The following is a 26289-nucleotide window of genomic DNA, read 5'->3' on the forward strand; positions in this document are numbered from 1 at the left end:
ACGGTCACGGCACCACCGTCGGTGGTGGCGGTCGTCGGGCCGGCCCGGGTCAGCGGAAGCGCCGGCCCTCGTCACGACGGTAGGACCAGGCGGTCAGGGCGGCGAACAGAGCCGTCCAGCCCACCAGGAGCGGCAGCGCCAGCGAGTACGCCTCCACGCCGGTGAGGGCCTGGACCAGGAGGTCGCGCCCGGCACGCGTGGGGGTCGCCATCGACAGGGCGTCCAGCCAGCCCGGGAACATCTGGGGCGGCAGGAACAGCCCGCCGGCGAACGCGAGCGGGAACAGGATGAGCTGCACCACGGGCAGGGCGGCCTTCGCCGGCAGGGCGTAGCCGACGCCGAGCCCGAGCAGCACGAACGGTACCGACACCGCGAGGATCGTGCCGATACCCGCCACCAGCTGCGGGAGCGTCGCCGTGGCCTCGGTGAACAGAACGGCGACCAGGATCAGCGGGATCAGTCCGAACAACGCGAAGATCCCGCCGTTGAGCACCCGCCCGACCATCTGCGGCCCGGGACCCGTCGGCAGCGAGCGCAGGTAGGGATAGAACGGCAGCTGCCGGTCCTCGGCCACGCCGAGCCCGTAGGTGAAGAGGCTCGCGGAGCAGACCGCGAACAGGCCCAGCCCGGCCACCGCCATCGTCGCCCACTGCGGATTGCCCGCCACCTCGGCCTGCGGCACCACGAAGAACGCCATCGACAGCGCGGGGAAGAACATGTTGCCGAAGACGGCGATGGGAATCCGCACGGTCTCCAGGAACTGATACTTGAGGTGCAGCCAGGACAGCTCCCAGAAGGGCCGCATGGCCTGGACAGCGGATCGGGGCGGTGTCGACGTGGTCATCGGTTCACTCCTTCGGTCGTGAGGCCGGCGCGAGCGCGGCCGGACTCCGCACCCGGCGCGTGCCTCGTCTCCCTGCCCTCGCCGTCCGCGGCGCCGGCGGTCAGTGCGGTGAACGCCTCTTCCAGGGAGGCGTGCCGGATCTCCAGGCCGGTGAACTCCGTTCCGGAGCGCACCAGGTCGCGCACGAACTGGTCGGAGTCGGAGACGACGTGCTCCTGCCGCGCGCCGTCGGGGCCCGAGTACGAGACCCGGCTGGCGCCGACCCGTTCGAGGATCGCCGCGAGGGTGTCGTCGGCGAGGACACGGCCGTGGTCGACGACGACGACGCGCTCCGCGAGCGCCTGGATCTCCTCCAGGTAGTGGGACGTGAGCAGGACGGTCACCCCGGCCTGGTGGCAGGCCCGGATCGCGTCCCAGAGCGCCGTGCGGCCGGCGACGTCGAGGCCCGTGGTGGGCTCGTCGAGAAGCACGATCTGCGGCCGTCCCGCCATCGCGAGCGCCACCGCGAGGCGTCGTTTCTGCCCGCCGGACAGCGACCCGGTCTGCCGCCGGGCCAGCTCGGTGATACCGAACTGCTCCAGCAGTTCCGGGGTCGGCACGGGATCGGGGTAGTGCCCGCCCACGAAGTCCACGACCTCACCCACCCGCAGGGTCGCGGGCAGGCCGGTCTCCTGCGGCGTCATGCCAAGGGTGGTTCGTGCCACGGGATGGGTCGGGTCCTGGCCGAGCAGGCGCACGGTGCCGGAGTCCGGTCGCCGGAGGCCGCTGACGAGGGAGAGCAGCGTGGACTTCCCGGCGCCGTTCGGCCCGAGCAGCCCGACGAGCTCGCCCGGCCCGACCTCCAGGGACACGTGGTCGAGTGCGACGACGTCGCCGAAGGTGCGGGTCACCTCGTCGACCGAGACGACGGGCCCGCCGTCGTGATGCAGGTTCATGCTCCAGTTCCCTTCAGAAGACCGGCCAGTGCGGTGCGGTAGTCCCGGAACGCGGTACGGCCACGGTCGGTGAGCTTGAGGTAGGTCGCCGGGGTGCGTCCTTCGTGGGTCTTGGTGACCTCGACGTACCCGGCGTCCTCGAGTTTGCGGAGATGGGTGGACAGGTTGCCGGCGGTCATGTCGAGCAGGGCGCGCAACTTGGGGAAGCCGAGCTCGTCGCCGGGGCCGAGGGTCGCGAGGGTGGCGACGATGCGCAGCCGTGCGGGCGCGTGGATGACGGCGTCGAGATCGGTCTCAGTCATCGCGGTTTCCTCGCCGTCGGGCGTCGACGACAGAGGTCACCACCCCCATCGCGAGGAACCCGCCTCCGCCCAGCAGTGCCATGACGAGATTGGTCCCGGGCAGGCCGACGAGTGTCGCGACGGCGGCGGTGAGCAGCATCCACACGCCGAGGGCGTAGACGCCGTTGTCCTGGAACACCATTCCGCACGCGAGGTACATGAGCCCCACGATGAGGCAGGCGGTCCCGTTCGCGGCGACGGCGACCACCTCGCCGTCGGCGCCCGCGTTGACGAGCCCGGTGAGGATGGCCCACATCGTCAGGAAACCGAGCATCCAGCCCCAGCCGTACATCGCGCCGACGCGCGCCGAGGTACCACGGGTCCCGGCGGTGCGCCGGATGGAGTGCACCATCGTGAACGTGATGGCGGCGATGATCGCCACGGCCAGCGTCCAGCCCGCCCAGATCGTGGGCGAGCTCCCGTCCTTCGACGTGAACCACATCGCGAGGTAGCCGACCAGCCAGGCGGCACCCCAGACGAGATAGAGCAGCCGCGCGTCGGGCTCCAGGCCGGTGCGCGCGCGTTTCTGCTGCTCGTCGATCATCTTGAGCCGGGCGGCGGCGTCCATCGCCTCGCCCCCTTCCGGCTCCGTGCCCGGAGAGGCCCCGTGGTCCGCTGACATGATCCCGCCTTCCCGGTTCCGACTGGTTTGCATCGCAAACCAGTTTGCCCTACGGGGACCGTTCGACACAACTCCCCCCGCGTCGCGAGGCGCCGGGCGCACGTGGCGTGGGAGGCGATCCCGTACCGATCGCGGCTCAGCCGGCGCCGACCGGTGGGATAGGTTCGGCGCGTGAGCGACACTCCCACCCCCGAGTCCCCCGCCCCCACGACGCCCTCGACGACGGGTACCCCCGGGCCGCAGCCGAGCCGCGACGCCGCGGGTGCCCGGCCGGCTCCGCGGGACGACCTGGTCACCACTCATCACACGCTGCACACCCCGGACGGCGACCTCGCCTACACGGCCACGACCGGGCGGATCGTGCTGCACGAGGAGGTGACCACGGACGACAAGTACGACGGCCGCAAGGCCAAGGCCGAGATGTCCCTGACCTACTACACGCTCGACGGCGCCGACGTGACGCGGCGGCCGGTGACGTTCGCGTTCAACGGCGGGCCGGGCTCGTCGTCGGTCTGGCTCCACCTCGGACTGCTGGGACCGCGCCGGGTGGACGCCGGCGACGTCGGCAACCTGACCCCGCCGCCCTACGGGCTGCTCGACAACCACGAGACCCTGCTGCGCGTCAGCGACCTCGTGTTCATCGACCCGGTCTCCACCGGCTGGTCCCGCGCCGCCGAGGGGGAGAAGGCCAGGCCCTACCACGGCTTCACCGGTGACCTGGAGTCCGTGGGCGAGGTCATCCGCCTGTGGACGTCCCGTCACGACCGGTGGATGAGCCCGAAGTTCCTCATCGGTGAGTCGTACGGCGGTACCCGTGGTGCGTCGCTCGCGGAGTACCTGCAGCGACGGTTCGGCATGTTCCTCAACGGCGTCATGCTCATCGCACCCGCGCTCAACCTGGAGACCCTCTACCACGCCGACGGCTCGGATCTCCCGAACCCCCTCTTCCTGCCGGTCTACGCCGCCACGGCGCACTACCACGGGCTGCACCCGGGCCGGTCGCTCGACGAGGTCGTCGCCGACGCCCGCGACTACGCCGACGAGTACCGTGCCGTACTGGCCCGCGGCCAGGCCCTGGACGACGACGCCCGCGCGGCCGCCGTCGCCCGCGTCGCCGCGATCACCGGACTGAGCGAGGACTACGTCGACCGCGCGAACCTCCGCCCGGAGCACCTGCGCGCCTACGCGGAGCTGCTGCGGTCGCGCCGGCTCGTGACCGGCCGGCTGGACACGCGGTTCACCGGCCCAGCCGACCACTACGTGCACGAGAAGATGCCGAACGATCCCTTCCTCACCGCGATCCTGGGCCCCTACTCGGCGGCGCTGCACCACTACCTGCGCGGCGAGCTGGAGTACACCCACGACGCGGTGTACGAGGTCATGACCGGCGCGGTGCACCCGTGGTCGTACAAGGAGTTCGAGGGACGCGCGGTCGACGTCGCGGACAAGCTCGCCGAGGCGATGATCGTCAACCCGCACCTGCGGGTGCACGTCGCCATGGGCCGGTACGACGGCGGCGTCCCGGTCGAGGCGATCGAGTACAGCCTGGACCAGATGCCGGTTCCCCGTGAGGCCCGCGAGCGCATCGAGACGAGGACGTATCCGGCCGGGCACATGATGTACGTGCACCCGGAGGCACGGGTCCGGCAGTCGGCGGACCTCGCGGCGTTCGTCGAGCGGGCGTCCCACCGGTGACCCGGTGTGTCCCAGCGGGCACTCAGGCCGGCGGGTGAGGATCGGCGGGTGAGCACCGTGGAGAGCCGGCGCCGGATCGGCGCCGAGATCTGGATCGTGCTGGGCCTGAGCCTGGGCAAGGCGGCCCTGTACTCGGTCGTGAGCATCACGGCCCGGCTCACGGACGGCACCCCCCTCGCGGAGCAGACCGCCACCCTCAACGCCAGCCAGTCCGAGCGGCCCTGGCTGGACCTGACGTACCAGCTGCTCGGCATCGGGTTCGGTCTGGTCCCGGTCGCGCTGGCGCTCTATCTCCTGAGTGCGCGCGGCCGGGGCTCGCTGGCCCGGATCGGGCTGGACCGTGCACGGCCGGGCCGCGACCTCGCCTGGGGCGTCGGCCTGGCGGCGTTGATCGGCATCCCGGGGCTCGCGTTCTACTCGCTCGGGCGCATGCTGGGCATCACGGTCCAGGTGCAGGCCAGCGCTCTGAACGACCACTGGTGGACGGTGCCGGTGCTGTTGCTGTCCGCGCTCTACAACGGGTTGCTGGAGGAGGTCATCGCCGTCGCGTACCTGTACGAGCGCACGCGGGACCTGGGCTGGGGGCGGGTCCGGTTCGTCGTGGCGAGCTCGCTGCTCCGGGGCTCGTACCACCTCTACCAGGGCATCGGCCCGTTCCTGGGGAACGTCGTGATGGGCATCGTGTTCTCGTGGTTCTACACGTCGCCGCGATTCCGGGAGGGTGGCCGCCGTCGCATCGTCCCGCTGATCGTCGCGCACACCCTTCTCGACGTGGTCGCGTTCGTCGGGTATGCACTGGTTCCCCCGGAATGGCTGGCGGCTCTGGGCGCCGCGTAGCCCGGTTCTCCCTCGCTCGGCGCACCACAGCCATAGACTCGCGAGTATGTCCCACGCGACCGACCGGGCCGCCGACCCCGTGAGCGTGGTCCGCGTCGTGGACACACCGGAGGTTCGCGTCCGGCACCCGCGCGACCTGCTCGGCCTGGTGATCAGTGCGCTCGGCGTCGTCCTCGTCCTGGTGATGTCGGTCGCCGCGCACGGCACCACCGAGGGCGTGACGGAGGACGTCCGGAACTTCAACGACCTCGTCGCGGACATCCTGTTCATCCCCGTCGTGGTGCTGCAGGGCGTGGTGGCCATCCTCGGCCCCGTGGCGGTGCTCACGGAGCTCGGCCTGCGGCGGCTGGGGCGCCAGGTCGTCGAGTCCATCGTCGCCGGTGCCGGTGGCCTCGTCATCGGGATCCTGTTCGGACTCGGCGTGCGGTACCTGGGCAGCGACGAACTCGTCCGCGGAATGTCGGTCTGGGTGCTCGGTGAGGGCTACCAGCTCATCATTCCCACCTACGCGGTGGCGCTGACCGCCCTGCTCACCGTGGCGGGGCCCGCGACCCGCCGTCGTACCGTGCGGTGGTCGTGGAACCTGCTGTTCCTCGCCCTGCTCATCGTCCTCATCACGGGGCAGGTGTCCCTGCCCGGCGTGCTCGTCGCGCTCTTCCTCGGCCGGACCGTGGGCCAGGCCGTGCAGTACGTCTCGGGTGTGCGGAGCGAGCGGGCCTATGGCCCGGATCTCGTCGCGGCCGTCCGGCGCGCCGGGTTCCGCCCGCAGGCCCTCGTCCGCGTCCGAGCCGTGTCCGACGACGCCGAGGGCGCCGCTCCCGACGCCGAGCCGGTGACCGAGGTGGACGGGTCGGGTGCTGCCGTCACGCGTCTGCCCGTCAGCGTGCTGCGCGCACCGGACCGCAACGGCCGGTCCTCCACCCGGCCGGAGCCGCCGTCGGACCCCGCCACCCTCGCGCTCGCCCGGACCCGCGACACGCGCGTGTACGCGCTGTTCACGGACGACGACGTGCGCCGCGACGTCGTGGTGCTCGACGGGGACCGTCAGGTGGTCGGCACGGTGACCCGGCTCTGGCGCGCGCTACGCCTGCGCGGCATCGAAGGCCGTGCGGCCATCTCGCTCAAGGCGGTGGCCGAGCGGCACGCGCTCCTGTCGTACGCGGCGATGGCGGCCGGGGTCCGCACACCACGGCTGCACGGCGTCGGCGAGGCGGGCGACTCCATCGCTCTCGTGCTGGAACATCCGCAAGGAGCCCTGCCGCTCACCCAGGTGCCCGGGGAAGACCTCGACTCCGACGTGCTCGCCGAGGCCTGGGACCAGCTCGGCCGTGCGCACAACGCCGGGCTCACCCACCGCGCGCTGGCCCCCGACACGCTGCTGGTGCACCGGGACGACGACGGCGAGCCGCACGTGTGGCTCAGCGGGTGGGAACAGGGTGACATCGTCTCCAGCCCGCTCTCCCGGCGCCTCGACCTCGTGCAGATGCTCGCCCTGCTGTCGGCCAAGGTGGGCGCACGGCCGGCCGTCGCCTCGGCCGTCCGGGCCCTGCCCGAGGAGGACATCGCCGCCATCGGCCCCCTCATCCAGAGCATCGCGCTGCCGCGACCCACCCGGGAGGCCCTGCGGGCGCAGAAGGGACTCATCGGCGAGCTGCGGGACGCCATCGTGGAACATCTCCCCGAGGCGGACATCCAGCCGCAGCGGATCACCCGGTTCGGCGCCCGCACCGTGGTCATGCTCACGCTGACGATCGTGGCCGTGGCGGTGGTGGTCGGCACCATCAGCTTCGAGCAGATCGCCGACTCCGTCCGCGGGGCGAATCCCTGGTGGGTGGCGGTCGCGTACGCGTTCGGGCTCGCGACCTGGTTCGGTGCCGCGCTGACGCTCGTGGCGTTCTCACCGACCAGGGTGTCGCTGTTCCGGGCGACGCTGACGCAGGCCGCCGGCTCGTTCGTCGCGCTGGCGGCGCCTGCCGGGATCGGGCCCGCGGCGCTGAACCTGCGCCTGCTCACCCAGCGTGGTGTCGCGATGTCGATGGCGGTCACCACGGTGGCGCTGGTTCAGGTGTCGCAGTTCGTCGTGACGGTACTGCTGCTGATCGTGATGTCGGTGTTCACCGGGGAGGGCGTGCTGGTCGAACTGCCCTCCGCCTCCGTCCTCATCACCCTCGGCGGTGTGGCCGTCGCGGTCGTGGCGGTGCTGCTGGTGCCGCGGGTGCGGCGCTGGGCACTCGACCACATCCGGCCGCGGGCGCGCCAGGTGTGGCCACGGCTCGCGTCGATGCTGTCCCATCCCGGGCGACTGGCCGTCGGCATCGCCGGGAACCTCGTGATGACCCTGGGGTACGCGCTCACGTTCGACGCGTGTCTGCGCGCGCTGGGAGAGTCGCTGCCACTGGTCGACGTCGCACTCGTCTACCTGATCGGGAACGCGCTCGGCGCGTTGCTGCCCACTCCCGGCGGCCTCGGCGGCGTGGAGGGCGCGATGACCGCGGGGCTCGCGGCGGCGGGGCTGTCCCCCGCGCTGGCCGTGTCGGGAGCGTTGCTCTACCGCGTGGTCACCTACTGGGGGCGCATCCCGCTGGGCTGGGTGGCCATGCGATACCTGGAGCGGCGGGGCGACCTGTGAGTCGCGAGCGGTGACCGGCGCCGGACAGGCCGGAGGCCCGGCACCCTCGAGGTGTGCCGGGCCTCCTTGCGCCGATCGGCTCAGCGTTTCGCCGAGCAGGTCAGCGTCGCGTCACTTCGCGACAGCCTTCTTCAGGAGCGAGCCCGCGCTGATCTTCACACCGAAGTTGGCGGGGATCTGGATCTCCTCGCCCGTCCGCGGGTTGCGGCCGGTCCGGGCAGCGCGCTCGACGCGCTCGGCCGAGAACAGGCCCGTCACCTTGACGGCCTCGCCCTTGCCGAGCGACTCGATCAGCACCTCCTGGAAGGCGTCGAGCGCCTTGTCAGCGTCAGCCTTCGTGAGGCCGGACTTGGACGCGATGGCCGAGACGAGCTCGGTCTTGTTGAGCGACATGCGGTTCCCTTCTTCGGACACGAGTCGGCCGTCACGCCGACGTCGATGTCCGATCATGCCAGCAGATCGGCAGAAAATCGCGAAGAACCGCATTTCTGCCGCGAGTCGTCACGTGACGAAGACCTCACCAACGCTTCTCTGACGGGCCTCGGACACGCACATGAGACTCCGAACATGCGTTCGTGACGCTCCGTTCAGGAGCCGCCGGAGGAGCCCGCGGTGCCGCCGTCGCCGCCGGAGGAGCCCGGCCTGTCGCCGCCCTCGGAGCCTTCACCTGCGGATTCGCCGTCCTGGCGGCGCGCGCGCATCGCCTCGGTCTCCTTCATCCTGCGCCGCATGGCGATCAGCATGATCAGGACCACGAGGACCGCCCCGATGACCGCGAGCGCCGCCGCACCGCTCGGGATCCCGGTCGGCGTGTCCGACGCGGCGGTGCCGCCGTCCTCGGCCGCCCCGGCCGTCTCGGTCGGCTCCGGGACGTCGGCCGGGGCCGCGGACTCCGTGTCCGGCGACGAGGCGCCGTCCTCGGCCGTCGCCGAGGGCTCGGAGGGCGTGTCGACCGTGAAGGAGAAGGCGCCTTCCAGCGGGTGCCCGTCACCGGACACGATGTGCCAGGCCACGTCGTACTCGCCCCCGGGAAGGGTGGACGGGAGCGACGCGGTGAGCACGGTGCCGTCGACGGCGAGATCCTCGAGACCGACGGGCGTGCCGTCCTCGCCCGTGAGCACCACCTCGGCGCCGGTCTCCAGCGGCTCCCCCGAGAACGTGAGGGTGATGGCCCCGGGCATGACGTCCAGCTCGTCGCCGTCGGCCGGGTCGCTGGACAGGAGCTGATCGTGCGCGGACGCCGGGGGCGAGGCGATCAGGAAGATCCCGGCGACGCTCAGGCACGCGACGCACGCCGCGACGAGCAGGACGGCGATCCGGACGCCGGCGCGCGGCACGGTGACGGCGCGCGAGTCCGCCGAGGAGACAACTTCAGGCATGTCTCGCACCCTACTCCGGCACGCCGACACTTCTACAGCCTTTCGGGCCGTGCGCTTCGCCACGTCGCCGGACGTGCCGGCGGTCCGCAAGACCTGCCCGCCCTCAGGACCTGCCCCGCGGTGGCTCCGGCCCGCGACGCCGGTACCGGTGGCGGCCGGCGATGTCGACGCGGGTACCGGTGGCGGCCGGCGATGTCGGTGTCGACGCCTAGGGTGTCCGGAGACCGACCGGGAGCGAGCAGATGACCGACCACACCTCGGCCGTGCCACCGCACGGCCACCGCAACACGGCGGTCCTCGTCGCGAGCAACCTCCTGGGCGGGGTCGGCGTCGCGTCCGGGGCCGCGGTCGGTGCCCTGCTGGCGGAAGATCTCGGCGGCACGTCGATGGGCGGCCTGGCCCAGGCCTCCAGCGTGCTCGGCGCCGCCGTGGCCGCGGTGCCGCTCGCGGGCACCGCCGCCCGGCGCGGCAGGCGGCTCGCGTTGAGCTGGGGATACGCTCTGGCAACCGTCGGCGCGGTGCTCATCGTCACGGCGGCGGTGTTCCACCTGGCGCTGCTGTTCCTGGCCGCGATGGCGTTGTACGGGGTGGCCAACGCCGCCAACCTGCAGTCCCGGTACGCCGCCGCGGACAACGCGAGCACGACGACCCGTGCCCGAACCATGGCGATCGTCGTCTGGGCGACGACGATCGGTTCGGTGGTGGGCCCGAACCTGGCGGCTCCCGGAGCGGTCCTGGGCCGCGTGTTCGGCGTGCCCGACCTGTCCGGGCCGTACCTGTTCGCGGTCGTGGGATACGTCCTGGCGGGCCTCGTCGTCGGGCTGCTCTACCGCGATCCCCGAGCACCGGCCGCCTCCCGGGCACCGGCCACGGCACACGCCCCGTCCTCACCGCCGGTCACGACGACCGCCGAGCAGGACCCGGCGGACGCGCGCTCCGGGAGCCCAGACCCTGGGCACGCGGGCCCCCCTGGGCACGCGGGCCCCCCTGGGCACGCGGGCCCGAGCGACCGCCCGGTCACCGCGCTCGGGGCCCTCCGCTGGGCCTGGGGCCATGGCCGCGCCCGGTTCGCCGTGGTGACGATGGCGGTCGCACACGCCGTGATGATCATGGTGATGGTGATGACACCCCTGCACATGCAGCACGGCGGGATGTCGCTCGAACTGGTCGGGATCGTGATCAGCCTGCACGTGCTGGGCATGTTCGCGTTCAGCCCGGTGTTCGGCTGGCTCGCCGACCGCTGGGGCGCCGTGCGGACCGCTGCCGCCGGTCTGGTGGTGCAGGCGCTGTCCGTGGTCATGGGGTTCGTCGCTGCCGTCATGGCCGACGGTGCCGCTGCCGACCACGCGGCTGCGGCCGGCCACGCGACCGCGGGGCCGGATCCTGCGGCGAGCGTCGCGACCGCGGCCGCTCTGCTGCTGCTGGGGCTCGGCTGGTCGGCATCCGTCATCGCGACGTCGGCCCTGCTGGCAGGGGTCGGCGAGACACGTGTCAGGGTGCCGCTCCAGGGCGCCTGCGACGCCCTGATGAACTACGCGGGTGCCGGCGCCGCCGCACTGGCCGGCCCGGTCCTGGCTCTCGGCGGCTTCCAGGCGGTCAACGTCGCGGGAGCCGTTCTGCTGGTCCCCGCCGCGCTCGCACTCGCCGCCCGAGGCCGTGTCCGGAGCGGCCCGGGCGCCCGCTGACCGTCGGCCGATGTGCACCTGGCGCACGACGGCCGCCGTGACGCACGCCGGGGCCTTCAATCCGCGGGGACGTTGCGTTCCAGCTCCGCCAGCCACGTCGTCGCCCGGGCATCCGACGGCATCCGCCAGTCCCCGCGCGGCGACAACGTGCCGCCGGCCAGGACCTTGGGACCGTTCGGGATCGCCGACCGCTTGAACTGGTTCGCGAAGAAGCGGCGCAGGAAGAGCTCCAGCCAGTGCCTGATCGTCGCGAGGTCGTAGGCCGTGCGGTCGGCGTCACGGTAGCCAGGTGGCCAGGCGCCGCTGCTCGCGTCACGCCACGCGTGCCAGGCGAGGAACGCGATCCGGCTGGGCCGCATCCCGTACCGCAGCGTCCAGAACAGCGAGAAGTCCTGCAGCGCGTACGGCCCCACCGAGGCCTCCGTGGACTGCGGTGCCTCCCCCTCGTCCGCCGGGATCAGCTCCGGCGTGATTTCCTGCTCCAGGATCTCGGCGAGGACCACGTTCGCCTCGCAGGCCGCGTCCCCGAGCTGCTCGGTGTCGATCGCCCAGCGGATCAGGTGCTGGATCAGAGTCTTGGGCACCCCCGTGTTGACGGCGTAGTGCGACATCTGGTCGCCGACGCCGTACGTCGCCCAGCCGAGCGCCAGCTCCGACAGGTCGCCCGTGCCGAGCACGATGCCGCCACGGTGGTTCGCGAGCCGGAACAGGTAGTCCGTACGCAGGCCGGCCTGGACGTTCTCGAAGGTGACGTCGTACTGCCGGGTGCCCGCCGAGTACGGGTGACCGAGGTCCTTGAGCATCTGCTCGGCAGCCGGCTTGATGTCGAGCTCCTCGAACGTCACGCCCAGCGAGCGCGACAACCGGGTGGCACGTGCCTTCGTCTCGGGCGACGTCGCGAAGCCGGGCAGCGTGAACGCGTGGATGTCGGTGCGCGGCCGGCCGAGCCGGTCCATCGCCTTCGCGGCCACGACCAACGCGTGCGTCGAGTCCAGCCCTCCGGACACCCCGATGACCACCTTGGGGGAGCCGATCGCCGTCAGCCGCCGCTCCAGCCCGCCGACCTGGATGTTGTACGCCTCGTAGCAGTCCTGCGCGAGGCGGTCGGCGTCGTCGGGCACGAACGGGAAGCGGTCGACCTCGCGCCGCAGGCCGACGTCGCCCGACGGCGGTGCGGCCGTGAACCCGATCTCGCGGAAGGCGCCCGGCGCGGTCGAGCCCGGCGCCCAGGCCGCACCACCCGTACCACCGGCACCGGACGCACCTCCCGCGACTGCTACGCGCCGACCGCCGTCGTACCCGATCGCGAGCGCCCGCGCGTTGTCGTCGAAGCTGCCCTGACGCCGGCGCTCCTGGAGGATCCGGTCCAGGTCGACGTCCACGACCGTACGGCGCGGGCCGTCCGGAAAGCGCTCCGTCTCACCGAGGAGCTCGCCGCACTCGTAGACCATCGTCTGGCCGTCCCAGGACAGGTCCGTCGTGGACTCCCCCTGGCCGGCGGCCGTGTAGACGTAGGCGGCACAGCAGCGGGAGCTGGCGCTGCGCACCAGGAGCCGGCGATCCTCGGCGCGGGCCACGGTGATCGGGCTGGCGCTGAGGTTGAGCAGCACGGTCGCCCCGGCCAGAGCGGCCCGGGCCGACGGCGGCACCGGAACCCACATGTCCTCGCAGACCTCGACGTGGACGGCGAGCCCGGGCACGTCCTCGGCACGGAAGACGAGGTCGGTGCCGAGCGGGACGTCCACGCCGAGGAGGCGCGTGGTCGCGCCGTCGAGACCAGCTCCCTGGGCGAAGTGCCGCTTCTCGTAGAACTCGCGGTAGTTGGGCAGGAAGGACTTCGGCGCGACGCCGAGCACCCGCCCGCGATGCACGACGACGGCGCAGTTCAGCAGCCGGTTACCATGTCGCAGCGGCGCGCCGACGACGATCACCGGCGACAGCTCGGCGCCCTCGGCGAGCAGGCGACGCAGGGCGTCCAGCACGCCGTCGAGCAGGCTGTCCTGCAGGAGCAGGTCGTCGATCGCGTAGCCGGACAGGCACAGCTCGGGAAAGACGGCAACGGCGACGCCCTCGTCGTGGCAGGCTCGGGCCTGCTCCAGGACCGCCGCGGCGTTCGCTGCCGGGTCCGCGGGCGTGATCGGGATGGTGCAGGCCGCGACGCGGGCGAACCCCTGGGCGTACGCGTTGTAGAAGTCCACGCCTCCGAGTCTAGGTTCGCGCTCCTCGGGGAGGGCGCTTCGTCACCGGGAGACCTACGCCCGCGCCGGTTCCGGCTTCTTCGTGAAGCTGCGGTAGAAGGGGTAGGCGAAGGCCAGCGTCCACACGACGAAGAACACCGCGATCGCGACGTTGCCGGCAGGCGTGTAGTCGGCCCGTTCCTCGGCGTCGGCCACGGCCGTCACGGTGCCTGCCGGGTCGGCCGGGTCGTAGACGACCTCGAACGAGCCCTCGTAGGGAGCGGGGGCCGGCGCCCACTGCTCCTGGTAGGCGGTCTCGGGCGCACTCTGCGGGTCGTTGAGGGCGAGCTGCTGCGACCCGTCCGGAAGGGCGACCGTCGCGCGCACCTCCGGGTCCATGATCTCCCGCCGGTCCACGCCGTCGCGGCGCTTCTCCCGCACCTCGGCGCGGCCCTCGGCGCCGGTCGCGGTGGCGCGGTCACCGTCGGCAAGGAGGCTCGCCGCGTCGGACGCCTGGCCCATGGCAGCGGGAATGAGCGCGAGGGACACGACGGTCAGCACGGCCCCGATCGTGAAGAGCAGCCGGATGATGCGCGTTCCCCAGGTGTCGCCGAGGAACCTGCTGAGGTTGCGGGATGCCACGTTGAGTCTCCTTCGCGTAAAACGTCCGTCCGGATCCTACTGTGTTCCCCCGCGGCCGCCCACGGAGGCCCGCTGCGGCGCACCGTCGGTCTCGGGCGCGGGCCGGACGAGGCGCCCCGCGCGCCTACGCGATGATGTTGCCCATGACAACCCGCTCCAGCGTCGCCGTCACCGGCGCATACGTCGTCCCCGTCGCCTCGCGACCCGTGCCGAACGGCACCGTTCTGATCGAGGACGGCGTGATCACCGCCGTCGGACAGGACGTCCCGATCCCCCGCGGCACGCCCGTGGTCGACGGTTCGGGCAAGTGGCTGCTGCCCGGGTTCGTCGAGGCGCACGGGCACATCGGCACCCACGAGGAGGGCGAGGGCTGGGCCGGGAACGACACCAACGAGATGACCGACCCGGACGGTTCCGCGCTGCGTGCGCTCGACGCCGTGAACATCGAGGACGAGGGATTCCACGACGCCCTCGCGGGCGGTGTGACGAGCGCCGTCCTGAAGCCCGGCTCCGGAAACCCGATCGGCGGCCAGACCATCGCGATCAAGACCTGGGGCGGCCGGGTCATCGACGAGCAGGTGATCAGCGACTCCGTCTCGGTGAAGTCGGCGCTCGGCGAGAACCCCAAGCGGGTCTACGGCGACCAGAAGAAGCTGCCGTCCACCCGTCTCGGCACGGCGCACGTGATCCGCAAGGCGTTCGTGGACGCCCAGAACTACGTGGCGAGGCGGGACGCCGCCGAGGCCAAGGGCGAACCGTTCGAGCGCGACCTCGGCAAGGAGGCACTCGCCCGCGTGCTCGCCGGTGAGCTCGCCTGGGACCAGCACACCCACCGGGCGGACGACATCGCGACCGCCATCCGGCTGTCGGAGGAGTTCGGCTACCGCCTCGTCGTCAATCACGGCACGGAGGGCCACCTGATCGCCGACGTGCTCGCGGAGAAGGACATTCCCGTGATCTACGGCCCGATGTTCGTCTCCCGCTCCAAGGTCGAGGTGCGCCGGCGTGCCAACGTGAACATCGCGAAGATGGCGGCGGCCGGCGTCCGGGTCGCGATCACCACCGACCACCCCGTCATCCCGATCGACTTCCTGGTGCACCAGGCGGCGTTCGCGGTCCGCGACGGGCTCCCGCGCGAGACCGCGCTCGCGGCGATCACCACGAACCCGGCCTCCTTCCTGGGGCTCGACGACCGGGTCGGTGCCATCAGACCGGGTCTCGACGGCGACGTCGTGCTGTGGTCCGGCGATCCCTTCGACGCCACCCAGCGTGCCGAGCGGGTGTTCATCACGGGCACCCAGGTCTACAGCTGGGACTACGAGGCCGACGGGGGCCGCGGTGCACGCCGGGTCGCGGAGCGCGCGGATCGCTTCGCCTGACGGGTCCGTGCCCGGCCACACGATCCGCCCGCCGCGCGCGTCCGTCCGCCGTACCAGGCCGGACGGCACCGTGGTGTGACGCGTCCGGCGTCCGGCCCCGCTAGCGTGGCGAGCATGTCGCTCGAGCAGCGGGGCCGCCCGCTCCCGGCAGCCCCGGACCGCGGACCGCTGGAACGCCGGCGCGCACGGATCTTCGTCGCGGTCGCCATCCTGGCCGTCGCCGTGCTCGGGAGCCTCGGGGCCGGGCTCTCGCAGCCCGAGGCGCGGTCGTTCGACGTCGGCGCGCTCGCCCTGCTCCTGGCCACGCCCCTGGCGATGGTCTTCCTCCTGCCCCGGCGGCCCGCGGGCGCGGTAGCCGTCTCGATCGGTGCCACCGGTGCCTACCTCCTCGCGGGCTACCCCTGGGGACCGGCGATCCTGGAGCCGGTGGTGCTGCTCGCGGCGATCGTCCTCTGCGGTCCGGCACGCCGTGGACGGATCATCGCCTGGTCGGGTGCGGCACTGCTGCTCGGCACGGTCGTCGCGGCCTCGACGCTCGCCCCGCCGGTCTTCCAGGAAGCCGTCTGGGACGGGCCGCCGGGACGGCCGGGAACGTGGGCCCCGCACGGCGGCCACCGGGGAGACGGCCCCCGGGAGCTGACCGCCGGCCTCTCACCGGCCGGCCTCGTCGCCGGCACGGCCTGGACCGTCGTCGCCCTGCTGGCGGCGGGCGCGATCCGGGACCGTGCCGCCCGCAGGGCCGCCGATCGCGCCGCGGCCCGCGAGACCGCCGCCGAGCGCGAGCGCACCGCGGTCACCGCCGAACGGCTGCGAATCGCCCGTGAGCTGCACGACGTCCTCGCCCACTCGTTGTCCGGCATCAACGTGCAGGCAGGTGTCGGCCTGCATCTGCTCGACCGCGACCCCGGCCAGGCGCGAAGCGCCCTGACGTCGATCCGCGACACGAGCCGCGAAGCACTCGCCGAGGTCCGTACGGTCCTCGGGATCGTCCGGAGGGAGGCGGGCGAGGAGCCTTCCGGAGCGAGCCCGGGCCGGAACCGCGGCATGTCGCACGGGCCCCCCGAACCGCCGTCGGACACCGGCCTCGACGGCACCTCGCTCTCGCCGACCTGGGACCTGTCGGGCCTGGAACGGCTCGTCGCGCAGTCCCGTGCCGACGGACTCGCGGTCACCCTGGAGGTCGACGCGCCCCGGCTTCCCGACCGCGTCGCCGGCGCGGTTCGCCGAGTGGTGCAGGAGGCGCTGACCAACGTGCGACGACATGCCACCGGCGCCACGCGCGTCGCCGTCTCGGTCCGGCGGAGCGGCGCGTCGTGCCTCGTCGTCGTGTCGGACGACGGTGCCGGTACGCCGGGCGACGACGGCGGGTACGGGCTGAGGGGCATGCGGGAACGGGTCGAGGCGCTCGGCGGCACGCTCACGGCCGGCCCGGACGAGATCGGCTGGCTGGTGCGCGCGTCGTTCCCGCTGTCCGGCGATGACTAGATCCGTGCCCGCCCGAGGAGAACTCACATGATCGACGTCCTGCTCGCCGACGACCAGGCCCTGGTCCGCGGCGGATTCCGTGCGCTCGTGGACTCCGAGCCCGACATGCGTGTCGTCGCGGAGGCGGCGACCGGCGACGCCGCGGTCGAGCTGGCGCTGGAGCACCTGCCCGACGTCGTCCTCATGGACATCCGGATGCCCGGCACCGACGGCTTGGCCGCGACCCGCCGGATCGCCGCGGACCCACGGGCGGCCGGCGTGCACGTCGTGGTCGTGACGACGTTCGAGCTCGACGAGTACGTGACCGAGGCGATTCGCGCGGGCGCCGCGGGGTTCCTCGTGAAGGACACCGAACCGGCCGATCTGGTCCGCGCCGTACGGGTCGCGGCGTCGGGCGAGGCCCTGCTGTCACCGAGCGTGACGCGCCGGCTGCTGGCGCGTGTCGCCGGGGCGGCGCGGGACGTGCCCGCACCACCCGGCCTGGACGACCTCACACCGCGCGAACGCCAGGTGCTGGTGGAGGTGGCCGGCGGGCTCGCGAACGACGAGATCGCCCGCAAGCTGTACCTGTCGGAGTCCACGGTCAAGACCCATGTGTCACGTGTCCTCACGAAGCTCCGGGCGCGGGACCGCGCGCAGCTCGTCGTGGTGGCGTACGAGTCGGGCCTGGTCCGGCCGGGCTGGGACGGAGAACTCTGACCGGTACGCGCGAGGTATCCAGAACGGTACGCGGGGCCGACGACGGCGCCGTCCTCCCGGAGAAGACTCGTGCCGCGGCCGGAGATCCGGTCGCCGGCGCGGACCGCGCCGACGTCCGCGGCCCGTCGAGGCCGCACACCGGAGGAGTCGACCATGAACACCCTGGCGCAGATCGCCACCCACATGCCGCACGACGGCTGGGGCGGCGGCCCCGGCTGGTTCATCATCTTCCCGATCCTGTGGTTCCTGCTCGTCGTGGCGATCGTGGTGCTGATCGCCCGGTCGGCCCGGCGAGGGTTCCGTCAGGGCGCGCCATGGGCGCGTCAGACCGGTGCCAACCCGGTCGCCATCCTCGGCGAGCGCTACGCCCGCGGCGAGATCGACGAGTCGGAGTACCGCAGCCGGCTCGCGGTGCTTCGCAGTGCCACGGAGACGGGCGACGGCAGGAGCTGACCCCACCCATGGCGGGTTTGTGTCATACAGATGGCATAAACCCGCCATATCACGAGTTTGGAAACGTCATGTGAAGCGACAAGGATCCTTCACATGCGTACCCCCATCATCGCTGCCGCCGTCGCAGGCGTACTCCTGCTGAGCGGCTGCTCCGTGGCCGGCGCCCAAGCCGGCGAGTCGGTCGTGACCCCCGCGGCCAGCCCTTCCGGCGAGAGCCGGATCGACCTGTCGGCGCCGGACACCCAGGTCGGGCTCAGCCAGGAGTACGACGTCGTCGGCGCCTGTGACGCCTTCTTCGGTGGCCACCGCCCGCTCGCCGGCAAGGTGCGGGCACTCGCGCCGGTGATCGCCCAGCCGCTCGACCCCTCGAGCACCCAGGCCCAGGTCTCGAAGATGAGCAATCAGATCTCGTCCCTGGTCGGCCTGTCGCCGAAGCGGCTCACCACGCACCTCGAACGCATCCGCGCCCCGTTCGACCAGGCCAAGCAGGGCAGTCCCGCCCGCCCGCAGGACGTGGTGACCGGCATCGAGTCGTTCAAGGCCACGTGTGTCCAGGAAGGCTGGGTCAAGGGCGTCTAGGTCTGCCGGGTCGGCGGCCTGCCGCGACCGCGGTCGCGGCGGGCCCGCCCCGTCAGCCTCCCGTCAGGAAGTCCCGCATGATCGGTCCGGCGGTCGTCGAGCCGAAGTCTCCGTCCTCGACGAACACCGCGACCCCGATGTCACCCTTGATCGCGACCATCCACACGTTCGTCCTGCCGTCGTTGCCCTCGGCGCTGCCGGTCTTCGCACCGACCACGCCGGTGACCCCGGCGAGCGCCTCCTGTGCCGACCCCTCCTCGACGACGCCTCCCATGAGCTCGCGGAGCGTGGCGGCCTCGTCCTCCTCCAGCGTGCCCGACGGCGCCTCGCCGTCCTCGGTCTCGTCCGTGACCACGAGCACGGGGCTCACCGTGCTGCCGCCCGCGACGCTCGCGGCCACCGTCGCCATCGCCAGCGGTGACGCGAGGACCCGTGCCTGCCCGATGAACGAGGCCGCGTGGTCCGCCTCGCTGATGTCGTCGGCGGGCACCTCCCCGAGGTAGCCGGCCGCCCCGAGACGCGACGCCTCCAGACCGAGGCCCAGCGACGCGGCGGCGTCGTGCAGGTCCTGCTGCGAGACGAGCTCGTGCTGTCCCACCATCGCGGTGTTGCACGAGTGCGCGAAGGCGGTCCGGAACGGCACGTCACCGAGCGCGTCGGCCGGATAGCCGTCGACGTTGTCGAACTCCTTGCCCACCACGATCTGCTCGGGGCACGAGACGGTGCTGTCCGGCGTGAGGCCGTTGCGCAGCATTCCCAGGGCACTGGCGATCTTGAAGGTGGAGCCGGGCGGGTACTGACCGAGCATCGCCGTGTTGTATCCCTGGCTGCCTTCGCCGGACGCCGCGGCCAGGACGCCACCGGTCGTGGCGTCGACCGCGACGATCGCGCTCGGTGAGTCCTCGCCCGCATCGGCGAGGACCTGCTCCGCGTGCTGCTGCATCGCGACGTCCAGGGTCAGTTCGACGGGTTCGCCGTCCTTCGCCTCCTTCGCCCAGAGCTCGCGCGGCTCGTCGTCGCCGTCCTCCTTCGCCGCCGTCACGCGGATTCCCGGCGTGCCGGCGAGCTGTTCGTCGTAGGCGGCCTGCAGGCCTGAGAGGCCGACGACGTCGCCTGCCTCCACGCGCCCGTCGGACTCCTCGATGATCTCCGCGGTGGCCTCTCCCGTGGTGCCCAGGATCGGGCGCGCGAAGTCGGCGGTGGGCGCCAGCGCACGTGTCCCCGGGATCAGCAGCACACCGGGCGTCTCCTCCAGCGCCTGCCTGTCGTAGTCGGGGTCGCTCACGCGGATGACGATCGCCTGCACGAAGGCTCGTTCGCCCGCCGCCTCGGTGCGCGCCACGAGGTCGTCGGTCGCCTCGTCGCCGAAGTCGAGCAGCTCGGCCAGGGTGCGTGCGGTCGCGCTCCACCGGGAGGCGTCGACGCGGGACTTGTCGACGCCCACCGTGAGGACGTCGCGCTCGGTCACGATCGTCTTCCCGCCCGCTCCGACGATGTCCGCCCGCCGCGGATCCACCCGCTCGACCGCCAGGCGTTCCCCGGACTCGAGCTCGGGCGCGAGCACGGCCGGGCTCCAGGCCGCCTGCCAGACGCCGGGCTCCCGCCCGTCGGCGCCCGGGTAGGTGAACTCGACGTCGGTCGTGTACTCCCAGGCCTCGTCCTCCGTGAAGGGCCAGGCCCAGGCGTAGGTGGCCGTGAACGACGCCGTCCCGTCGTCGGCCTCCACGACAGGGGTCGTCTCCGCCAGGGACACCTCGAACTCGGTGGACTCGAGGAGATCCGCGAACACCGCGTCGTACTGCTTCTCCGGGACCACCGACGTCTCCGTCGTGACCGGGAAGTCAGCGAGTTCTCCCGTGCCCAGGGCGGTGCCGAAGTCCTCCGCCACGGGTTCGTGGGCGGGGATCGGTGGCTCGCGCAGCAGGAACCAGGCCAGCGCCGCGCCGGCCACGGCGACCGCCACGGCGGCGACGATGCCGAGCACCGCTCCCGTGCGACGACGCCTCGGGGCCTCCGCTGCCGGAGGCCCGGCGACGGGCGGGATCTGCTCGGCGGGCGGCGGTGTGTTCGGTCCGGGTTCGGGCTGCACCCTTGCGAGGCTAGTGGAGCCCTCCGCTCAGGTCATGCACTAATACCGCAGATTCCCGGGTGAATCCGTGTGACGCATGCGGCGTCACCCGACCGGGGCCTCCTTGACGACCTCGCGCCACGCGACAGGATCGAGCACCGCGCTGTCCTCCCGGCCGGCCCACCGTCGGGCGTCGTCGATGGTGTCCGCGAGCAAGGCACGCAGACGGGCATCGACGTCGGGCACGAACGCCTCGGAGATCCCCTGGACGGCGGTCGACACGACGCTCGGTGCGGCGTCCCGCACGAACCGCTTGGGGCGCACCGTGGTCCCGGCGCAGAACCGCTCCGCCCAGGCGGCGGTCTTGGGCACGGAGGCGAGCGCCGCGACCGATTCGGGCGCGAGGGTCCCGGAGGGCCGCTCGTCCAGCACGTCGAGCATGCGCTCCGCGCCGTAGATCGCCACGGCGAGGGTCTGCTGCCGGTCGGCCGGCGAGATGGGCAGCGCGGCCTGGGCCGCGCGCAACGCGATCCGGACGTCCCAGCGCTGGTCGTCGCTGGTCAGGCCGATCACGGACGGGATCAGCGGTGCGAGCTGCGGACGGGCGTGATCCGAGGTCAGGTCGTTGACGGCACGGGCGAGCATGGCCACCAACGGGTGCGTGCACGACGGGTGGTCGCTCCATCTCTCACCCGCGAGGAACGAGGCGAGCTCCATGAAGCACGCGCCCTTCTTGGGGTTCCGGTGCTTGCCGCGTCCGAGCATCGGCAACATGTCGAAAGTTCCAGCGCTTGCAGTCACGATCCACCCCCAGTGTGGGTTCGATGCTTCGTCCAGTGTGCGCGCGGTGTGACGTGGATCGCAATACCTACACGGAGCCCGGGCCGCCGGAAGGCCCGTCGGCGGGCGGCTCCGGCCCGTCATCCCGCCGATATCCGCCGTCGGCGGGCGTGGCCGGACGTTTCCCGTGATACTGGGAAGATGCCGACGGACCTCCAGGCCCTGAACGACCTGGCGCACGTCGGCCTCGGGACCCAGGCCGCCGACGAAGCCTTCGAGCGGTTCGCCCGACTGGTGCGCCGCCACCTCGCCGTGCCCGCGGCTGCCGTGGTGATCCTGGCCGACGACGCCGTGACGCCCCCGGAGCGGGACGGGCACGAGCGGGCCGTCGCGAGAGCCACGACGGGTGACGAGTCACTCCGCGTGCGAACCGGGCTGGCCCTGCCGGTCGTCGACGCGGACGGCCCCCTCGTGGTCGAGGACGTCCGCGACCACGAGGCGTTCGGTGCGGGCCATGTCGTACGGGACCTGGGCGTCGTCGCCTACGCGGGCTTTCCCGTCCACGACCTGCGCGGTCGGCCCATCGGTGCGCTCGTCGCCGTGGACGACCGACCGCGGCGCTGGTCGCCGGAGGCACTCGCGACGCTCGAGGACCTCGCCGCCGCCTGCAGCGCGGAGTCCCGTCTCCAGTCCGAACGCGAAAGGGCTCGCCGCGTGCAGCATGCCGCGGTCCGTGCCAACCGGCGCAGCCGGTTCCTCCTGTCGCTCAGCGAGGCGTTCGCCGGCGCCCAGTCGGTGAACGATGTCGACGCCGTCATCGCGGACATCGGTACCACGGGCATCGGGGCGCGCTACTGCGGTCTCGCGCTCGTGGACACGGATCGGCGCGGAATCACGTACACGTCGCTGGCCCATGTCGAGCCGGGCTTCCCGGCGTCGTTCCGGCACGCCCGGCTCACCGATGCCCGACCGGTCTGCGAGGTCGTCCGCACCGGGAAGCCGCTCTTCTACGCGTCGGACGAGGAACTGATCGCCGCGTTCCCCGAGGTCGCGCCCTACAGCAACCACGGTCTGGGAGCACGCGCGTTCCTCCCGGTGCTCTCACCGAGCGGCACCGCGTTCGGCATCCGGCCGGGGGGCGTGGTCGGGGTCGTGATCTTCGTCTGGGAGCAGGAGGGGCGCAACGACCAGGACATGTTCGCGCTCGGCGCGGCCCTGGCGCAGTACGCCGGCGACGCGCTGGAACGTGCGTGGCTGCTGGACGAGCGCCGCCGGGCGGCGACGACGCTGCAGCGCTCGATGCTCAGCCGGCTGCCGCAGATCGCTCACCTGGATCTCGCCTGCACGTACTCGCCGGCCACCCGGTCGGACCAGGTGGGGGGAGACTGGTACGACGCGGTCCGGCTGGACGACGAGGCGTCGATCTTCATGGTCGGCGACGTCACCGGGCACGACATGCACGCCGCGGCCACGATGGGCCAGCTGCGTTCGCTGCTCCGGGCACTCGCGTGGAGTCACGACGCGGCGCCGTCCGAGCTGCTGCGGCTGCTCGACAAGGCGAACGACGGGCTCGGGCTGCGCGCGTCCGGCACGGCCGTGCTGGTGCGGCTGGACCGTGTCAAGCGCGGCGGCGGAACGTACGAGGTGACATGGTCGAGCGCCGGGCACCCGCCACCCCTCGTGCTCCGCCGGGACGGCAGCGTCGACCGGCTCGACGCGCGCAGCGACATGATGCTCGGCGTCGTGCCCAGCATTCGCCGGACCGACCACGCGACACTGCTACGTCCCGGCGAGACGCTGTTGCTGTACACCGACGGACTCACCGAGCAGCACTCCGCCTCCGACGACGAAGCACTCTCCGGACTCGAGAAGACGCTCGCGAGCCTCGCCGACACCGCCACGGCCGCCCTCCCGGTCACCCTGGTCCGTCGGCTGATCGGTCAGGACCAGCACGACGACGTCGCCGTGCTCGCGGTGCGGGTGCGCATGGCCGCCATGCCGAGCAACCGTTCGGAGCCCGGGACCGCGCGCGTGGAGCGCCGGGTCGCGGACGACCTGTCCGACCTCGCCCCGGCTCGGCTGTGGATCGACGACATGCTCGAGACGTGCGGGGTCCCGCTCGCCCAGCGCCGGACGATCACACTGCTGGCGTCGGAGATCCTGACGAACGCCCTGGACCACGGCCGGGCGCCGATCAGCGCGGAGCTCGACGTCGACCCCGACCGCGTCCGCGTCGGGGTGCGTGACGGCTCGTCGGTGCAGCCGCGTCTCAGGGACCCGGACGTGCGCGAGTTCGGCGGCCGGGGCATCCAGCTCCTCGAGCGGCTGGCGTCGCGCTGGGGCGTGGAACGGCACGTGGACGACGACGACGGCGGGCTCGACGAGGTCACCCGAGGAGGTCCCCGCACCCGGCGGCAGGGCAAGACCGTGTGGTTCGAGATCGACCGGGAGTCGTGAGAACCGGCCGCTCCGTCGTCAGTGTCAGTCACCCGGCGTAGCGTCAGACCCATGGCGCAATCCACACGCGTCGGGCCAGACCCCGAAAAGATCGATCCGGAACTCATCGCCACGCTCGAACGGCATCGCCGTGAGTTGACCGGATACTGCTATCGCATGCTCGGCGGGGCTTTCGACGCCGAGGACGCGGTCCAGGAGACGCTGCTGCGCGCATGGCGCTCCTACGACCGCTTCGAGGGGCGTTCGTCGCTCCGCACGTGGCTGTACCGCATCGCGGGCAACGTCTGCCTCGACATGCTCGGTTCGAGCCGCGCCAAGCGCGAGCGTCCGATGGGCCTGGGCGCCGCTTCCGCCCCGGTCGTCGAGAGCCTCGCGGCCGAACTGCCGGAGGAGAGATGGATCGAGCCGGTGCCCGACGACCGCGTGCTTCCCGGGCCGGGTGACCCCGCGAACACGGCGGTCGCACGCGAGTCGGTGCGCCTGGCGTTCGTCGCGGCCCTGCAGGTCCTCCCGGCGAAGCAGCGTGCGGTCCTGGTGCTCCGCGAGGTGCTGCGCTGGCCGGCCCAGGAGGTGGCGGAACTGCTGGAGACCTCGGTTGCCTCGGTGAACAGCGCTCTGCAGCGGGCCCGCGCCACACTGTCCGAACGCGCGCTGCAGCTCGACACGGCCACCGCCACGCCGCGAACCGAGCCGTCCGAGAAGGAGAGCGCACTCCTCGAGCGCTACATCGACGCGTTCGAGCGGTACGACATGGACGGCCTGAGCGAACTCCTCCGCGAGGACGCCGTCATGAACATGCCGCCGTACGCGATGTGGCTCCAGGGCGTGGAGGACATCAGGGCATGGATGCTCGGTGTCGGGTCGGGCTGCCGAGGCTCTCGTTGCGTGCCCGTGCGCGCCAACGGCTCGGCGGCCTACGGGCAGTACCGTCCGGATCCGGCGGGTGGCTGGTTCCCCTGGGGTCTGGCCGTGCTGGAGAACGACGGGGAGAGGATCACGGGCATCACGACCTTCCGGTCCCCGGAACGGCTGTTCCCGTTGTTCGGCCTGGCCGACCACCTCGACTGAGGGCGTCTCGGGGAACCCTGGGCGCGCCACGACACACGAGGCTCGGAGGCCTCGTGACGTGGCTCACACATGCCGATAACCTCGGGGCGTGACGATGAGATCCGTCGTGGTCGGCGTGGACCACAGACAACCGGACCTTCCTCGCCGTGCCGCGTCGCTCGTGCAGAGCCTGGGGGGATCGCTCGTCGAGATCGTCTGCCTGTGGGTGGACGAGAGCGCGATGACGGAGCCGAACGGCTTCACGGTGTCGGTCGACCCCGACATCGTGATGTCCGACGACCGGTACGCGGCCGACGTGCTCAACGGCCTCAACCGCTCGATGGCCGATGTCGGCCTGCCCTGGTGCGCGGTACGTGGCGCGGGTGATCCGGCGCGAGAACTGACCCGCGTCGCCGACGACGTGGGTGCGGCGATGATCGTGATCGGTGCCCGGCGCACCGGTCTGCGAGGCTGGGCGACGAGCATGGTGGGTGGCACGGTGGCGGGCCGCCTGGTCCACGACCAGCGCCGCCCTGTGGTCGTCCTGCCCGAACGCACGCCCGGCGACGAGGACCCGGCGTGAACACGACCGCCTCCGCCGGCCCGCATGCGGCATCGTGGAACTCGATGAACGCGTCGAGGAGCGAACTGCCGACGGTGCGGTCGCCCGGCCCGGACGGCCGCCGAGGCCTGCCCGCCCATCTGCGCCCCACGCTGATCGGGCTGGTGGCGCTCGGTGGCGCCGTGGGTTCCGCGGCGCGTTACGGCACGGAGGTCCTCCTGCCTGCCCCCGAGCTGACGGGCGGCTGGCCGTTGGCGACCCTTTGCGTCAACCTCCTCGGCGCGTTCGCCCTCGGCTTCGGTCTCGAGGCCCTGGCGCGCCCGGGACGGGAGACCCCGCGCCGCCGCAACGTGCGCCTCGTCGGCGGAACGGGATTCCTCGGCGGGTTCACGACGTATTCTGCCTTCGCCCTGGAGACCCAGCGGCTCCTCTCGGACGGGCAGGCAGGTACAGCGATCGCGTACGTGCTGGTCACGCTCGTCCTGGGCCTGTCGTGCTGCCTCGCGGGCGTTCTCCTCGGCGAGCGCGCAGGCGGCGCCCACCCGCGCCGGTCGCGGGCCGCCGCGACAGAAGGGTCTTCCTGATGAACCTGCTGCTCGTCGCCGGGGGCGGCGCGGTCGGCGCGGTCGCGCGCTTCGTCGTCGACGGCACGATCCGTTCGCGAAGTCACGGGCCGTTCCCCTGGGGCACGTTCGTGGTGAACGTCGCCGGATCCCTGGTGATCGGCCTCGTCGCCGGGTTCATCCTGTTCGCCGGCCACGAGCCCGGCGACGTCGCGCCCTGGCGGCTCGCCCTCGCCACCGGCCTGTGCGGGGGCTTCACGACGTTCTCCACCGCCATGGTCGAGGCGGTACGCCTCGCTCGGTCGGGCCGCACGCGGTGGGCCCTGGCGGGCGTGCTCGGCACGCTCGGAGCGACGGTGACCGCGGTGGCCGCCGGTATCGCCGTCGTCGGTCTGGTCACCTGACGACGAGGGGTGGGGTGCCGGCGGGCA

Annotated in this window: 24 protein-coding genes; 14 read left to right on the forward strand and 10 right to left on the reverse strand. The window is 72.4% G+C overall.

The window, feature by feature from the left end; genetic code table 11:
- Positions 1–49 precede the first annotated feature (49 nt).
- Genes J0911_RS12010 through J0911_RS12025 form a run of 4 tightly spaced genes read right to left on the reverse strand, consistent with a single transcriptional unit; the run spans position 50 to position 2742 of the window.
- Positions 50–844, reverse strand: a complete 795-nt coding sequence (locus J0911_RS12010; RefSeq protein ID WP_207275673.1) for an ABC transporter permease — start codon at positions 842–844, stop codon at positions 50–52.
- Positions 841–1779: an ABC transporter ATP-binding protein gene (locus J0911_RS12015; RefSeq protein WP_207275674.1), complete on the reverse strand. Its 939-nt coding sequence runs from the start codon at positions 1777–1779 to the stop codon at positions 841–843. The genes J0911_RS12010 and J0911_RS12015 overlap by 4 nt, the downstream gene beginning before the upstream one ends.
- Positions 1776–2081: a transcriptional regulator gene (locus tag J0911_RS12020; protein ID WP_207275675.1), complete on the reverse strand. Its 306-nt coding sequence runs from the start codon at positions 2079–2081 to the stop codon at positions 1776–1778. The genes J0911_RS12015 and J0911_RS12020 overlap by 4 nt, the downstream gene beginning before the upstream one ends.
- The gene (locus J0911_RS12025; RefSeq protein WP_207275676.1) at positions 2074–2742 is read right to left on the reverse strand and encodes a hypothetical protein; all 669 of its coding nucleotides are present in this window, start codon (positions 2740–2742) and stop codon (positions 2074–2076) included. The genes J0911_RS12020 and J0911_RS12025 overlap by 8 nt, the downstream gene beginning before the upstream one ends.
- Positions 2743–2913: 171 nt before the next feature.
- Here J0911_RS12025 and J0911_RS12030 point away from each other — a divergent pair, with 171 nt between their 5' ends.
- Genes J0911_RS12030 through J0911_RS12040 form a run of 3 tightly spaced genes read left to right on the forward strand, consistent with a single transcriptional unit; the run spans position 2914 to position 7903 of the window.
- A complete protein-coding gene (locus J0911_RS12030; RefSeq protein ID WP_207275677.1) occupies positions 2914–4437 on the forward strand; it encodes a S10 family peptidase in 1524 nt (507 codons plus the stop codon).
- 48 nt (positions 4438–4485) lie between these two features.
- Positions 4486–5274 (forward strand): CPBP family intramembrane glutamic endopeptidase, encoded by a 789-nt coding sequence (locus tag J0911_RS12035; protein ID WP_207275678.1) that lies wholly within the window; start codon positions 4486–4488, stop codon positions 5272–5274.
- A 46-nt stretch (positions 5275–5320) separates the two neighbouring features.
- Complete coding sequence (locus J0911_RS12040; protein WP_207275679.1) at positions 5321–7903, forward strand: lysylphosphatidylglycerol synthase transmembrane domain-containing protein; 2583 nt, start codon at positions 5321–5323, stop codon at positions 7901–7903.
- Positions 7904–8014: 111 nt separating this feature from the next.
- Here J0911_RS12040 and J0911_RS12045 read toward each other — a convergent pair whose 3' ends face one another.
- Both J0911_RS12045 and J0911_RS20805 read right to left on the reverse strand, forming a co-directional pair.
- The gene (locus J0911_RS12045) at positions 8015–8296 is read right to left on the reverse strand and encodes an HU family DNA-binding protein (RefSeq protein ID WP_123816084.1); all 282 of its coding nucleotides are present in this window, start codon (positions 8294–8296) and stop codon (positions 8015–8017) included.
- 194 nt (positions 8297–8490) lie between these two features.
- Positions 8491–9282 carry a copper resistance CopC family protein gene (locus J0911_RS20805; RefSeq protein ID WP_207275680.1) on the reverse strand — a complete coding sequence of 264 codons (792 nt, stop codon included), beginning with the start codon at positions 9280–9282 and terminating at the stop codon, positions 8491–8493.
- A gap of 242 nt (positions 9283–9524) precedes the next feature.
- Between J0911_RS20805 and J0911_RS12055 the strand changes: the two genes are divergently transcribed.
- Positions 9525–10967, forward strand: a complete 1443-nt coding sequence (locus J0911_RS12055; RefSeq protein ID WP_207275681.1) for an MFS transporter — start codon at positions 9525–9527, stop codon at positions 10965–10967.
- Positions 10968–11023: 56 nt separating this feature from the next.
- Here J0911_RS12055 and J0911_RS12060 read toward each other — a convergent pair whose 3' ends face one another.
- Positions 11024–13165: an NAD(+) synthase gene (locus tag J0911_RS12060; protein ID WP_207275682.1), complete on the reverse strand. Its 2142-nt coding sequence runs from the start codon at positions 13163–13165 to the stop codon at positions 11024–11026.
- A 54-nt stretch (positions 13166–13219) separates the two neighbouring features.
- Positions 13220–13786: a hypothetical protein gene (locus tag J0911_RS12065; RefSeq protein WP_207275683.1), complete on the reverse strand. Its 567-nt coding sequence runs from the start codon at positions 13784–13786 to the stop codon at positions 13220–13222.
- Between the two features lie 143 nt (positions 13787–13929).
- Between J0911_RS12065 and J0911_RS12070 the strand changes: the two genes are divergently transcribed.
- The 5 genes from J0911_RS12070 (at position 13930) to J0911_RS12090 (ending at position 18381) form a co-directional block, all read left to right on the forward strand.
- On the forward strand, positions 13930–15165 hold the full coding sequence (locus J0911_RS12070) for an amidohydrolase (RefSeq protein WP_207275684.1): 1236 nt from the start codon (positions 13930–13932) through the stop codon (positions 15163–15165).
- Between the two features lie 114 nt (positions 15166–15279).
- A complete protein-coding gene (locus tag J0911_RS12075; RefSeq protein ID WP_207275685.1) occupies positions 15280–16650 on the forward strand; it encodes a sensor histidine kinase in 1371 nt (456 codons plus the stop codon).
- A 27-nt stretch (positions 16651–16677) separates the two neighbouring features.
- Positions 16678–17349, forward strand: coding sequence for a response regulator (locus J0911_RS12080; RefSeq protein WP_207275686.1), 672 nt, complete (start codon positions 16678–16680; stop codon positions 17347–17349).
- 153 nt (positions 17350–17502) lie between these two features.
- Entirely contained in the window at positions 17503–17802 is a 300-nt protein-coding gene (locus J0911_RS12085) for an SHOCT domain-containing protein (protein WP_242636622.1), read from the forward strand.
- Between the two features lie 93 nt (positions 17803–17895).
- The gene (locus tag J0911_RS12090) at positions 17896–18381 is read left to right on the forward strand and encodes a hypothetical protein (RefSeq protein ID WP_207275687.1); all 486 of its coding nucleotides are present in this window, start codon (positions 17896–17898) and stop codon (positions 18379–18381) included.
- A gap of 52 nt (positions 18382–18433) precedes the next feature.
- On the opposite strand, the gene J0911_RS12095 is transcribed toward J0911_RS12090, so the two are convergent.
- Positions 18434–20470, reverse strand: coding sequence for a penicillin-binding transpeptidase domain-containing protein (locus tag J0911_RS12095; protein WP_307865055.1), 2037 nt, complete (start codon positions 20468–20470; stop codon positions 18434–18436).
- Positions 20471–20554: 84 nt separating this feature from the next.
- On the reverse strand, positions 20555–21223 hold the full coding sequence (locus J0911_RS12100; protein ID WP_242636623.1) for a hypothetical protein: 669 nt from the start codon (positions 21221–21223) through the stop codon (positions 20555–20557).
- 207 nt (positions 21224–21430) lie between these two features.
- Between J0911_RS12100 and J0911_RS12105 the strand changes: the two genes are divergently transcribed.
- The 5 genes from J0911_RS12105 to crcB (J0911_RS12125) all read left to right on the forward strand — a co-directional run bounded on the left by J0911_RS12105 (position 21431) and on the right by crcB (J0911_RS12125) (position 26262).
- On the forward strand, positions 21431–23686 hold the full coding sequence (locus tag J0911_RS12105) for a SpoIIE family protein phosphatase (protein WP_207275688.1): 2256 nt from the start codon (positions 21431–21433) through the stop codon (positions 23684–23686).
- 51 nt (positions 23687–23737) lie between these two features.
- Positions 23738–24754: a sigma-70 family RNA polymerase sigma factor gene (locus J0911_RS12110; RefSeq protein ID WP_207275689.1), complete on the forward strand. Its 1017-nt coding sequence runs from the start codon at positions 23738–23740 to the stop codon at positions 24752–24754.
- A 94-nt stretch (positions 24755–24848) separates the two neighbouring features.
- Positions 24849–25316, forward strand: coding sequence for a universal stress protein (locus tag J0911_RS12115; RefSeq protein ID WP_242636667.1), 468 nt, complete (start codon positions 24849–24851; stop codon positions 25314–25316).
- Entirely contained in the window at positions 25313–25879 is a 567-nt protein-coding gene (gene crcB / locus J0911_RS12120; protein ID WP_307865056.1) for a fluoride efflux transporter CrcB, read from the forward strand. Before J0911_RS12115 ends, crcB (J0911_RS12120) begins: the two co-directional genes overlap by 4 nt.
- Positions 25879–26262 (forward strand): fluoride efflux transporter CrcB, encoded by a 384-nt coding sequence (crcB, locus tag J0911_RS12125; protein ID WP_207275691.1) that lies wholly within the window; start codon positions 25879–25881, stop codon positions 26260–26262. Before crcB (J0911_RS12120) ends, crcB (J0911_RS12125) begins: the two co-directional genes overlap by 1 nt.
- The last annotated feature ends 27 nt before the right edge of the window (positions 26263–26289 follow it).

Source organism: Myceligenerans salitolerans, assembly GCF_017349295.1.
GTDB classification, from domain to species: Bacteria; Actinomycetota; Actinomycetes; order Actinomycetales; family Cellulomonadaceae; genus Myceligenerans; species Myceligenerans salitolerans.